At 50.6% G+C, this 12,667-nt stretch carries 7 protein-coding genes and 1 pseudogene; 5 read left to right on the plus strand and 3 right to left on the minus strand.

What is annotated here, in order from left to right:
* Positions 1 to 43: 43 nt before the first annotated feature.
* Together cphA and AS151_RS18165 are read right to left on the minus strand one after the other, a co-directional pair.
* Positions 44 to 2,728, minus strand: coding sequence for a cyanophycin synthetase (gene cphA, locus AS151_RS18160; RefSeq protein ID WP_071518487.1), 2,685 nt, complete (start codon positions 2,726 to 2,728; stop codon positions 44 to 46).
* A 163-nt stretch (positions 2,729 to 2,891) separates the two neighbouring features.
* Positions 2,892 to 3,758, minus strand: coding sequence for a cyanophycinase (locus AS151_RS18165; protein ID WP_071518488.1), 867 nt, complete (start codon positions 3,756 to 3,758; stop codon positions 2,892 to 2,894).
* A gap of 698 nt (positions 3,759 to 4,456) precedes the next feature.
* Between AS151_RS18165 and trmD the strand changes: the two genes are divergently transcribed.
* From trmD to AS151_RS20995, 3 genes and pseudogenes are all read left to right on the plus strand, one after another.
* Entirely contained in the window at positions 4,457 to 5,167 is a 711-nt protein-coding gene (gene trmD, locus AS151_RS18175; protein ID WP_071518490.1) for a tRNA (guanosine(37)-N1)-methyltransferase TrmD, read from the plus strand.
* A 65-nt stretch (positions 5,168 to 5,232) separates the two neighbouring features.
* Positions 5,233 to 5,973: a hypothetical protein gene (locus tag AS151_RS18180; RefSeq protein WP_071518491.1), complete on the plus strand. Its 741-nt coding sequence runs from the start codon at positions 5,233 to 5,235 to the stop codon at positions 5,971 to 5,973.
* A 12-nt stretch (positions 5,974 to 5,985) separates the two neighbouring features.
* A pseudogene (locus AS151_RS20995) lies at positions 5,986 to 6,471 on the plus strand (DUF1517 domain-containing protein); the annotation flags it as partial.
* On the opposite strand, the gene AS151_RS18190 reads toward AS151_RS20995, so the two are convergent.
* The gene (locus tag AS151_RS18190) at positions 6,468 to 7,967 is read right to left on the minus strand and encodes a TM0106 family RecB-like putative nuclease (RefSeq protein WP_071518493.1); all 1,500 of its coding nucleotides are present in this window, start codon (positions 7,965 to 7,967) and stop codon (positions 6,468 to 6,470) included. The pseudogene AS151_RS20995 and the gene AS151_RS18190 sit on opposite strands and share 4 nt — an antisense overlap.
* A gap of 434 nt (positions 7,968 to 8,401) precedes the next feature.
* On the opposite strand from AS151_RS18190, the gene AS151_RS18195 reads away from it, so the two are divergent.
* A complete protein-coding gene (locus AS151_RS18195; RefSeq protein WP_071518494.1) occupies positions 8,402 to 11,140 on the plus strand; it encodes a response regulator in 2,739 nt (912 codons plus the stop codon).
* Positions 11,141 to 11,243: 103 nt separating this feature from the next.
* Complete coding sequence (locus AS151_RS18200) at positions 11,244 to 12,413, plus strand: aminotransferase class V-fold PLP-dependent enzyme (RefSeq protein ID WP_071518495.1); 1,170 nt, start codon at positions 11,244 to 11,246, stop codon at positions 12,411 to 12,413.
* Positions 12,414 to 12,667 lie beyond the last annotated feature (254 nt).

Genomic DNA, 12,667 nt, shown 5'->3' on the forward strand with positions numbered 1-12,667 from the left:
ACGGAGTCTGCTACGAGACCAAGGCTGGACGAACCGAACGCAATCAACACGAATGTCGATTTTTGTCCAGTGATTGGGTTAGTCCTTCTGGCAATGGTTTGCGTTTCTCAATTAAGTCAATAGCGCGACGTACGCTTTCCGGTAAAATCACCACCAAACTGCCTTCCGAAGCCTCATCCAGAGCCACTTCGATCGCTCGCGTTTCTTCTAAAATCGACTCGTATTTCGCATCTGGATTTTCTTCGCGAATCCCCTGACAAATCAGGTCGGCAACCTCACCGCGATCGCGACCGCGGGTATCGTCGTCTTCTTTCACCAAAATCCAATCAAAAATTTGCGCCGACAAATGCCCCAACTCAATAAAATCACCATCGCGGCGATCGCCCGGGGCACCTACCACACCAATACGCTGGCCAGACCAGCTTCTGACAAACTCACCCACCGCCTGATAGCTAGCGGGGTTGTGAGCGTAATCCACCAAAGCGTGGAACTTGCCCAAATCGAACAAATTCATCCGACCCGGGGTTTGACTGGTGGAAGCCCGGAACGTGGTCAAACCGAGGCGCATTTGCTCCCAAGTAACCCCTTGTACGTAGGCTGCCCCACATGCCGCCAATGCATTTTCAATCATAAAACCAGCTTTGCCACCCATGGTAAGCGGAATATTTTCCACCTTTTCAATGCGTAGCAACTGATTTTCCTCTCTAGGGGGAGCAGGAGGTTGCAAAATCGATAAATAACCATTTTCGTAAACCACAGCCGTCCCACCATTGGCCACAGAATTTTGAATAATTTCGCTATCCAAATGGCGACTAAAAAATATCACTTTCCCCAAAACCTTCTCCGCCATTTTAGCGACCCGAAAATCATCCGCGTTCAAAATGGCATAACCGTTGCGGTGAACTGCCTCTGCCACCACCGCCTTCAAGTCCGCCATTTGTTCGATAGTATTAATATCGCCAATCCCCAAATGGTCGGCACTAACATTGAGGACCACCCCCACATCGCAGCTTTCAAACGCCAATCCAGAACGCAAAATCCCACCTCTCGCCGTTTCTAAAACCGCTACTTCCACCGTGGGGTCGCGTAGAATCAAATGGGCACTTTGGGGTCCGGTATTATCCCCCGGTTCCACCAACCAATTCCCAATATAGGTACCATCTGTGGTGGTATAGCCCACCGTTTTCTGGGTTTGTTTCATCATGTGAGCGATCAACCGGGTGGTCGTGGTTTTGCCGTTGGTCCCGGTAATGGAGATAATGGGAATTTGGCAAGGCGTTCCCGGTGGAAACATCATATCCACCACCGCACCACCTACATTGCGGGCCTGGCCGTGGCTGGGACACGCATGCATGCGAAATCCCGGCGCTGCGTTTACTTCAATAACCACCCCATCCACTTCCCGCAGTGGTTTGCTAATGTCCTGGGTAACCACATCAATACCGGCAATATCCAAACCAATTAGCTTGGCGACCCGTTCAGCTAGCCAGACATTTTCGGGATGGATTTGGTCGGTACGGTCGATGGCGATGCCGCCGGTACTGAGATTAGCAGTGGCGCGCAAATAGCACACTTGCCCTTCTGGGGGAATGCTGTCGAGGGTATAGCCTTGTTTTTCTAAAATGCTGGTACTGGTGCGATCGACTTTTAGTTTGGTCAGAACATTATCGTGACCTTCGCCGCGTCGGGGATCGCGGTTGGTTTCTTCGATGAGTTCGGTGATGGTTGATTGGCCGTCTCCCACCACATGGGCGGGGACTCGTTCCGATACGGCTATGACTTTGCCGTTGACCACCAAAATCCGATGGTCGCTGCCGAAGTGAAAGCTTTCCACAAGAATGGAGCGGGTTTTGGAAGCTTCTTTGGCTTGGTCGTAGGCAGCTTCGGCTTCCTCCATATTGTCGATGTTAATGGTAATGCCGCGTCCGTGGTTGCCATCTAAGGGTTTGATCGCCACGGGAAAACTGCCCACTTCTTCAACGGCATCTTCAAGGTCTTCAAAGTAGTGAATGACAGTGCCCCGGGGAACCGGAATGCCGGCTTCTGCGAGGATGCGTTTGGTGCCTTCTTTGTCGCAGGCGAGTTCTACACCGAGAATGCTACTGGTGTCGGTGAGGGTAGCTTGTAGGCGTTTTTGGTAAATGCCATAGCCCAACTGCACCATGGAGCGAGCTTTCAGGGGCATCCAGGGAATGCCTCTGGCTTCAGCTGCGCGAATAATGGTTTCCGTACTCGGTCCTAGGGCGGCTTCCTGTCGTAGTTCATCTAAATCTTGTAAATCCTGTTTTAGTTCGCTTTGCGGGTAGCGACCGGTATCGACAATGCTTTGACACATGCGTACGGCTGCCCGCCCGGCGTAGCGACCGGCTTTTTCGTATACGTATTGAAACACAACTTGGTAAACACCTGGTTCGGAGGTTTCGCGGGTGCGTCCAAATCGAACGGGCATCTGTGCGAGTTGCTGCAGTTCTAGGGCTACGTGTTCGACGATATGCCCCATGAGCGTTCCTTCTTTCAGACGTTCTAAAAATCCGCCCCGATACCCGCGGGAACACTTGTGTTCGTCCAAACTAGGCAGCGTTTCTTTGAGGGCTTCGTAGAAACCGGGAAGGTCGCTAGAGCGTTTGTGCGCCAAATCTTCTAAATCCAGGCGCATCACAATGAGTTTGCCATAGCGAATACTCCAGTAGTTCGGACCGCGTAAAGTTTGGACTCTTAGAATTCTCATGGGTGACTCCGGCAATGTAATGCTTGAAGCAAGCGATCGTAAACGAAATTAAGCATTATTCAATTAGTCTGAGCTGAGAGGGAATGGTAAAACTGTTCGCTGCGAACAATTTCCCCTACTTAGCGCCTGTGGCTCGATTTGGTTCTGGTAGCGGCTGGGGGATTCAATCGCCGGAGAAAGAGATTTCGCTGGGAACGACGCGCCGTTCTCGCCAGTGGTAGCGATCGCCGTGGGTGAGAATGTGAACGCACAGGTTAGCGAGGCTGAGGGGGTCGCTGGCGCTAACGCGCGGTTCGTTGGTGTGGGAAAGTTCCAATGCGTCGATAGCGGTTACCGTTCCCCGACCAACCACTTGCAAAACGCCGTCGCCTTCAAACATGGCACAGGTATCTTCATCGATGCCAATGCCAATGCGATCGCGGTGGCAGGCAATGGCACTGAGCAATCGGGCCATGCGGTTGCGGTTGTGGAAGTGTTGGTCCACAATCACTTCTGGAATAATTCCCAATCCCGTAGTCATATCCACCAGAGAACGGCAGGGAGATTCCCCAGAACCGCCACCAGCAATCATGTGATGCCCCATCACGGCTGCCCCAGCACTGGTTCCTGCCAAAATGACTTCTCCCCGATGTACTTTCAAGCGAATCTTTTCCATAATGGGAGTATCGGCCAAAATCGCACACAGACGTAGCTGGTCGCCGCCGGTAAAAAAAACGCCAGTTGCTTCTTCTAGTTGTTCTTCCCAGATTGGATCGGCAGCGCGATCGCGCTCGCGAATATCCAAAATTTCGGCCGATTTAGCTCCCATATCTTCAAAGATGGTGCGATATCTTCCCCCGGTTGCTTGGGGTTCCCGGGATGCGGAAGGGAGGATGGCTATTTTGGCATCTCTACCACCGGCACGAGTAAAAAATGTCGATAAAATTTCCCGTCCGTGTACTTTATCTTCAGCGCCGCCGATTGCCAGAATGGTGCGTTTGAGGGAGTTGGGATTGTCGGCAAGCATAGGGTTGGTTTCTAGCTGCATCATTGTACGAACTCCGTAACCGGGGGTTGTTTCCACATAAACAGTTGGCGAGCGAGCAATGTGTTCTCAAGACCAAGTGGGCTGGACTGAAAAGCCATTTCGCTGGCCAAGTACCAACAGAATGACTATTTTATTATGGGGAGTCCCCTCTAAATGTTTTCTAGTTTACCGGGAAATGACCGTAGGTTTTGAGGAAAGTTGATGGTTGCCTTCTGCGACGTCATAACCAATTGGCAATCGGGGTATGGGAAGATAGAAAAATGGATCCCAAACATGGCAGACGTTGGTTGTCTGTTTCTTAGGTGTATATTAGACCAAAACCCAGCTATGGCAAACATACTCGACCAACAGTGGCCAAACCATGCCCCAGCGACCCCCGTCGTCAAGGTTGAAATTCAACTGCCAAAATGCATCCACGGGCAAGTATTGGTTTGTCACTGACCTCAACGAGAAGTTGGGGCTTGGAGGATTGAGATGAAACCAACGAGCAACCCGACAAAAACGACTTTTGATGCAATGCCTTGAGGGAAACCAGCTCCACCCACATGGGGCGTTTGCCCGCTAGCTAACATACGGGAATGGCAAATCAAGCCCCCGCAAATTTGCTAGTTTCCCAGTTAGCAAAGTACAATCCCTTTCGGCTTTCTTACTGTTTTCGCTCCCTTTTCATTTAATTGGCGTTCCATTTCAGAAAACTATCCGTGCGTATAGACATAATCACTATATTTCCTGACTTTTTTCAGTCTCCCTTACAAACCGGACTTCTAGGAAAAGCTTTAAACCGACAAATTGCGCAAGTGAATTTGGTCAATCCTCGCGATTTTACCCACGATAAACACCGGCGGGTGGATGACGAACCCTATGGCGGTGGGGCGGGTATGGTGATGAAGCCGGAACCGGTCTTTGCGGCTATCGAATCGTTGCCGGTATGTGCGCCGCGCGAAATTATTTTGCTGTCTCCTCAAGGGGAAACGGTCAACCAACCTTTGCTGTGGAAACTTGCCAGCAGTTACGAACAGTTGGTGATTGTTTGTGGCAATTATGAAGGGATTGACGAACGCATTACCCACATTGTCACCCGGGAGGTTTCTTTGGGGGATTTTGTGCTGACCGGCGGCGAAATTCCGGCTTTGGCGATTGTGAATGGGGTGGTGCGATTGCTACCAGGTACGGTGGGCAAGAAGGAATCGCTGAAAGCAGAAAGTTTTGAGGGTGGATTGCTCGATTATCCCCAATATACCAGGCCGGCTGTTTTCCGCGGTTGGGAAGTGCCACCAATTTTGCGTTCCGGCGACCACAAGGCGATCGCGCGTTGGCGGCGACAAAAACAAATCGAACGCACCCGCCAGCGTCGCCCGGATTTGTGGGAAAAAATAAAACTTTACATCGACCCTAAGGACAACTCGTCTTAAATTACGCTATGAATGAGACAGCTTTGTATTCAGAAAAATAATCACCTTCAAAGTATGTATTGAAAATGAAACGCAAATTTCCAGTTTGGCTGTCGGTGGCGATCGCTTTGGTATTTTTTGGAGATATTTCGCGAACCCCAAACCCATCTCCCTCTGGTGCGATTTCCTTAGAAACGCCCGCAGCATCCGCTCGCAGCAGTGGTGGGCGCTCGCGCGGGGGTTCATTCCGACGCAATTCTTCCCCCTCAACCAGTTCCGGTTCCAGCCCCCAGGGCACTTCTTCTTCCTCGAATTCCTCCCACAGCCCTTCCCAAAGGTCTACTTCCGGATCGAGCCTACGAGGTGGGTCTTTCCAAGAAAGTTCTCCTACCCCCAATCGCAGCAGTTCGACGTCAGAAAGCGACAGTCGCCAAAATCCTACCAATTCCCAAACTTCCCCTCAGCGCACTCCTTCACCAAACCGTTCCACCACGCCCACCTCCCCCCTACCGTCTTCGCCGAGTCAGAACCATTCGCCCACCCAGACCGTTCCCAACCGCGATCGCGCGATTGACGAAGCCGAAACGCGATCGCAATCGCCGAACACCCACACTTCCAGAACGGGGAGTTGGATCTTTCTTGCTGTAGGAGGTGGCTTGTTCGCAGTTGTATTTTTGGCGATCGGGCGCGGTTTTCTCGTTTCCCTCACCAGCAATTCTGAAAATACAGATGGGGAAAGCGGTCCATCAGAGTTAGAAAACGAAGTGGTTACCGTGAGCAAACTGCAAATTGCTTTGCTCGCGATCGCCCGAGACGTGCAGCAATAACTCACAGAAGCCAGCAGCAAAGCCGACCTAGAAACCCGAGAAGGACTGGCAAATTTCCTACAACAATCGGCTCTGACCCTGCTACAAGCTTCCGAATACTGGCGCTATGCCCGCAGCGAATCCCAGACATTTCCCAACCGCAGCGCAGCAGCAAGATTTTTTGAAGAATTATCCATCGCCGAACGCAGCAACTTTTCCCAAGAAACATTTCGCCACGAAGGGGGTGAAATTGAAACCAAAGAAGTACAACCCGACGCCGAAGAAGGTCCCAGTGCTTACATTGTGGTAACCTTACTCATCGGCACGGAAGACGACCAACCCTTATTCGATACAGTTTACTCGCCAGAAGACCTAGAAACTGCCTTGAAAAAGGTAGCCGCCACCACTCCCGAATATTTATTGGTATTTGAACTTCTTTGGTGCCCACAAGATGCCAGCGATAGTCTGACTTACGAGGAACTCCTGACCGAATATACCGACATGCTGCAAATTGCTTAACCCACTTCTTCGCCTTCTATAGAGGCATTTTGGTTGGTGGAATACCAGAATCGCCGCAACCAACTGGCGACCACGTAAGTAGCCCGACAATCGTCTTCGTTGTAGCGTACGATCGCATCCAAAGCCTCGCGATCGCCGAGTTCCAACCACCGGTCGTACCAGCAGATACATTGGGCACCATTGGCTTGATTGGCGCGCCAGTCAAACCCCATCCAACGGGCGATCGCTTTTAAAGCATAGCTCTCCACCGGTAACACCACCGTTTTCGTCACCCACTTGTGTACGTCTACACAACGCTCCACCAACGGCGACCACCACTGCACCGGCGTATGGTAGCGTTTGGCTAATTTTTTAATAATTTGCACTTCGTACTCGCAAAAGTGAAAAATAGGTGCTTGGGGATACCGCCAAGCCAGCTCCAAAAATTGCTGCCAACAATCTCCCTCCTCAGCTGGCGTTTTGGCAATACAAGCATGGAACGTTTCCGTGTTGGTTTGCGTATTGACCACCAACACCCCGTGCAAAAAAATTAAATCCCGTTCCGGTTCTGCCTCCACATCAAAATAAAATTCTACCGGTGCGTGGGGAAAATGGCTGGGATGAAACCCCGGCACCGAAGGCAGGGAAATGGGTTGCTGGTGTAAAATCGATTGGGCTTGGCGCACAATGGAAGCCGCCACCTGTGTGGCAGCAGCGGGATTTTTGCCAGCGGTCTCCTCCAGGCAAGGGGCAATGGTTTCGGGATTGGCGGTTGCCAAACGTTCCAGAGTCGAAATATTGAGGGTTTTTAAATACTGGTAGCGTTTGGGGGTTACCCCCGGAACCAACGAAAGGTGGCGCGATTGGCTGGCTACAGCGTAGCAACTGCTGTACCAACGACAGGTATCGCAAGGGTAGCGGGCCATAAAAACTTCTGGAACCTGGGATTGATTTAAACTAGCAAGACAGGCATCCACCAATTCCCGTACCTGTGGCAACCAGCGGCGAACAGCTACTCGGTAGTAACCGCGATCGCGCAGCAGCAACCAAGCCTCATCAATCGCCGTCTGTTGAATAGCATCTAAAATAGAGACTTGATACGCTAGAATCGTGCGATATTCCCGTTTGGGACGCCTGCTATACTTAATTTCTAATGGAACGTAGTACCACTCGCCAAAAATAGAAGGTCCTGGCTGTTTGATTAAGACATCCGGACAACCAGCTAGAGGGCTTGCGGTTGACGCTTGCCAAAGAATAATGCCACCGTAGATGCGTTCTACCCCTTGACGCATCAAGGCAACAGTTGCATCTGCTCCTGCCCACCAATCACCGTCGGGATATACTGGTCGTACGGCGGACATAGCACGTACGTGTTCTTGACGATGTTTCTGGGAGGCTTTTTGCAGCCTGCGTACCCACTCATTTTCTGAGTCCAGGCTATTGCGATCGCCGTACAAATTTAAAAACGAACGGCGAGAGCAGCGTTGGTAATCAACTAGAAGGTCGTCAGTGAGCATTGGCCATCCCGACCGGGGATTATATCTGAAGTTTCCATTTTCCAGCAGTATGCTATTTAGTATCGTGACGCACTCCCGACGCCGATGCAAGTCAACTACCTGACGCCGACCCGAACGGATAGGGTGCGAGCTGGAAAAAGTCCGAAAGTTGACCAGGCTGAGTCTTTAACAGATGCCGCCATCAAGCTGAATAGCTAGGATATAGCTCTCGGTGAAGAAGTTCGTTTTTGCAAAAGCAGCAATCTTTTTTTGGGATGGGATAGGGGGGTGGTTTGGTTCTATGGTTTTCCCAAAAAGAAACAAACCAGCTATACAGAATTGTTGCCGATGGCTGCACATCCTTAATTGCTCCCTGCTACGCTATGTGAAGAACTGCTCGTATTTACCAGAAATCTAGCAAAGATTACTAATTTTAATTGCACTTGGATCGAGATATGCCCAGGTCATACCCGAACAATCCCATGCGTTCTGCCCAGATTTTACAAACTCGTGCCCATCTAGCAATTTTTACCGCAGTGGGGCTGGTCGCGATCGCTACGGCTGTAACCGTACAAAAACTGGCTTGGCAGCTGTCGAAAAGTTCCCAAATTATCGAACAAATCAACGAACAGCAGCAAAACGCCCAGCAGCTCAATCAAGCCATGTTGGCTTTGCAGGCAGCTTCCAATCCCTCGGAAAAAGAAAATACCATGTCCCAGCTCCAGGATGTCTACGAAAAGTGGCAATTTCCGCAGGAACCTCCGCAGGGATGGCGTCAACCAACGGTTTCCTGGCAAACCCTCGATCGGAGTTACCGCAGCATGGTTCAAGAAGCCGAATCCGCTTATTTTTCCGTCAAAACATCGGAAACCATGCCGCAACAAATGAATTTTTCCGATCGCATCGCCAAAATTGCCCAAAATCAATCTCAGTTCGACCGAGCTTTAGAAACGTTAAAACAAGAACACCAACAATCCATTCGCATCAACACCCGCCGCTTGCAAATTTTAGGGGGAACTGGCAGCGGTTTGATTTTACTACTCCTCGGCGGGCATGCTTGGTGGTTTTCCCGGAGAACCCACAGCCAGTTACAAGATTATCTCACCACCTGGCAAGCGGAGTACCAAAGTACTCGCGAGAAAGCCGATACCCTTGAAGAAAAGGTAGACGAACTGGAAGAGCAACTACAAAACGCCCAAACCGCTACTCAATTAAAATCCGATTTTATCGCCAATATGAGCCACGAACTGCGTACTCCCATGAACGCAGTCATTGGTATGACCGGGCTGTTGCTGGAAACCGACCTCAACGCCACCCAACGGGAATTTGTAGAAACCGTACGTAGCAGTGGCGAAAGCTTGCTTGCCATTATTAACGATATTTTAGATTTCTCCAAAATTGAAGCCGGTAAATTAGAGCTAGAAAACCAACCTTTTAACCTGCGCGATTGCGTGGAAGAATCCTTGGATTTGGTGGCACCCAATGCTTCTAAAAAAAATCTAGATTTGGCTTATTATATTTCCGAAGATACACCCAAAATGGTGGTTGGGGATATTACCAGAGTACGGCAAATCCTGGTGAATTTACTGAGCAACGCCGTGAAATTTACCGAGCAGGGAGAAGTGGTGGTCAATGTTTCTGCGGAATGTTTGGGCAATTGGTCGCTACAATTGGAAGCCGGTAGAACATCGAGCAATCAGGAAGAAGAAAACAGCGAGCAACCGCAAGAGAGTACCCGGGAAAATACCCTCAACCTGCACAATACGTACTATCAAATTACCTTCTCAGTGCGGGATACGGGCATTGGTATTTCTAAAGATAAAACCAATCGCTTGTTTCGATCGTTTTCCCAAATTGACGCTTCCACCACGCGCAAATACGGCGGTACAGGGTTGGGATTGGCAATTAGCCAGCGCCTTACCGATTTAATGGGCGGCAGAATGTGGGTAGAAAGCGAACTCGGTAAAGGTTCGACTTTTTACTTCAATATTGCTGTAGCGCGCGCACCCAACCAACCCGAATCGGGGGATGATAAAAATCCCCCGCAATTGGAAGGCAAAAATTTGCTCATTGTAGATGATAATATCACCAACCGGCGCATTTTGAGCATGCAAACGGCGAAATGGGGGATGAAAAGCTTGGGCGTGGAAAGTGCTTCGGAGGCGCTGAACTGTTTGCGACGCGGCGATCGCTTTGATGTGGCGATTTTGGACATGCAAATGCCGGAAATGGACGGCATTACTTTAGCCAAAGAAATTCGCAGTTTGGAAGCAAATGGCAAGCTCCCCCTAGTGATGCTGACATCGCTGGGGCATCCCAGCCAAACCGATAAAAGGAATTTTGCTGCCTTTTTGCTCAAACCCATCAAACCATCGCAGCTTTATAACATTTTGATGGGGATTTTTGCCGGGCAAGCCAGCCAAAGCAAACCCCAACCTTCCCGGGTGGATAGTCAACTTGCCGCGCGCTTGCCTTTGCGAATTTTACTGGCGGAAGACAATGTGGTCAATCAAAAAGTGGCTTTGCGCATGTTAGAACGCATGGGCTATCGCGCTGATGTGGCCAACAACGGTAAAGAAGCCCTCGAAGCTTTGCAGCGCCAGTCCTACGATGTGGTCTTGATGGACGTGCAAATGCCGGAGATGAGCGGTTTGGAGGCAGCACAACAAATTTGCCAGCGCTGGCAAGACCAAAGGCCGCGCATTATTGCGATGACGGCCGGGGCTATGGAGGGCGATCGCGACCGTTGTTTGGAGGCAGGCATGGATGATTATATCAGCAAACCGGTCAAAGTTGAAATTTTGCAGCAGGCTTTGTTGGCTTGTCGTTCTGCCGCGGCTGACGACGAAGTTCAAGGAGAAGCGGAAGTGGATGAGAGCATGCTGGAACGATTGCGCGATAGTTTGCAGGAAGATGGCGAACCCGATGTGGTTACAGAACTGATTCGCCTGTTTGTCCAGCATACCCCCCGCATGCTGCATTCTATGCGAGAAGCGATCGCCCAACAACAGGCAGAAACCGCTTTAAAAACCTCCCATGCCTTGCGCGGCAGCAGCAGCAATTTGGGCTTGACCGGTATGGCGAAATTGTGCAGTCAGCTCGAGGAAAAAGTGCAAGTCCAGCAATACAAAGAGGCTACGGAATTGCTCAATCAGATCGAGCAGGAATTTGCCCGGGTTCATAGATTGCTGTAATGGGATAGACAACCATTCTTTTGCGCGGCCAGGTTCCCAATTCCTATAAACTAGAAAGAATATGCTTGCAGTTTTTTCTATTCCATAGCGGTCAATTTTCTTCATGAGTGCTATTTCCTTTTTAGAACAGCAAAGAGAACAATTTCCAGCTTTAGCCAACAAAGCCTATTTCAACTATGGCGGTCAGGGACCGCTACCGCAACCGACTCTCGCAGCGATCTACAATGCTTACGAACAAGTACAGCGGACGGGACCTTTTTCCCAAGCCACCAACAGTTGGGTTGGCCAGCAAATTCGGAAAACACGGGATGCGATCGCCAGGGAACTCGGTGCCAACACGGAAACCATTGCCCTCACCGAAGACGTGACCGTTGGGTGCAATATTGCCCTGTGGGGATTGGACTGGCGCGCGGGCGATCGCCTTTTAATCACCGACTGCGAACATCCCGGCGTCATCGCAGTGATTCAAGAAATCCAGCGTCGCCATGGCATCCAGATCGATACCTGCCCCATCAAAGAAACCCTCAACGAAGGCGATGCCGCAGCCCTCATCTATGCTCACTTAAAACCGCAAACCCGATTAGTGGTTTTGAGTCATCTCCTGTGGAACACCGGACAAATTTTACCCCTGAAAGAAATTGTGAGAGCCTGCCGGGAAAACAGTTCGGATACCCAAGTTTTGGTAGATGGTGCCCAGTCTGTAGGATCCATGCCGTTGAATTTGCCGGAAACCGGGGTGGATTTTTACGCCTTTACCGGTCATAAATGGTGGTGCGGTCCTGCCGGTGTAGGGGGATTGTACGTCAGTGCGGCAGCGCTCCAACAACTTTCACCAACTTTTATTGGCTGGCGTGGAATTACCCTAGACGCCACCGGGCAACCCACCGGCTGGAAATCGGGTGGGCAACGCTACGAAATTGCCACCTCCGCCTATCCTCTGTATGCCGGTTTGCAAGAAGCGATCGCATTTCACCACCAATGGGGAACCCCCCAACAACGCTTCCAACGCATCCAACAGCTCAGCAGCTACCTTTGGAAACGCCTCAGCCAGCTTCCCCAGGTGACCTGCTTGCGAACTTCGCCACCGGAAGCAGGATTGATATCTTTTCAACTTACCAACGGGCGATCGCACCAAGAATGCGTAGAATATTTAGAAAAACATCGAATTTTCGTACGAACCCTCCGCGACCCAGACTGCATTCGCGCTTGCGTGCATTATTTAACTTTAGAGTCAGAATGCGATCGGTTGGTGGAAGCGATTGAGCGTTTTTGAGCAGCATACCGAGCATGGAAACATTCGGGCATGGGGGCATCGGGGGGTGAGAAACAACGATGAATTATAATTCCATAATTTACGAAATAAAGACGGGAGCTTGCAGGCCCTGCCTCTTTCCTAGCAGAGAGGAAAAGCGACCCGTGCGGCGGTCGCCACCGTCAAAAATATACTACAATTGCATGAAAAGTACGTCCACAATAGGGCGGAAAAACGCTCGCCGAGGGTCCCTGTGCGCCGGGAATGGGCTAGTT

The sequence above is a fragment of the Geitlerinema sp. PCC 9228 genome (genome assembly GCF_001870905.1).
Lineage (GTDB): Bacteria > Cyanobacteriota > Cyanobacteriia > Cyanobacteriales > PCC-9228 > PCC-9228.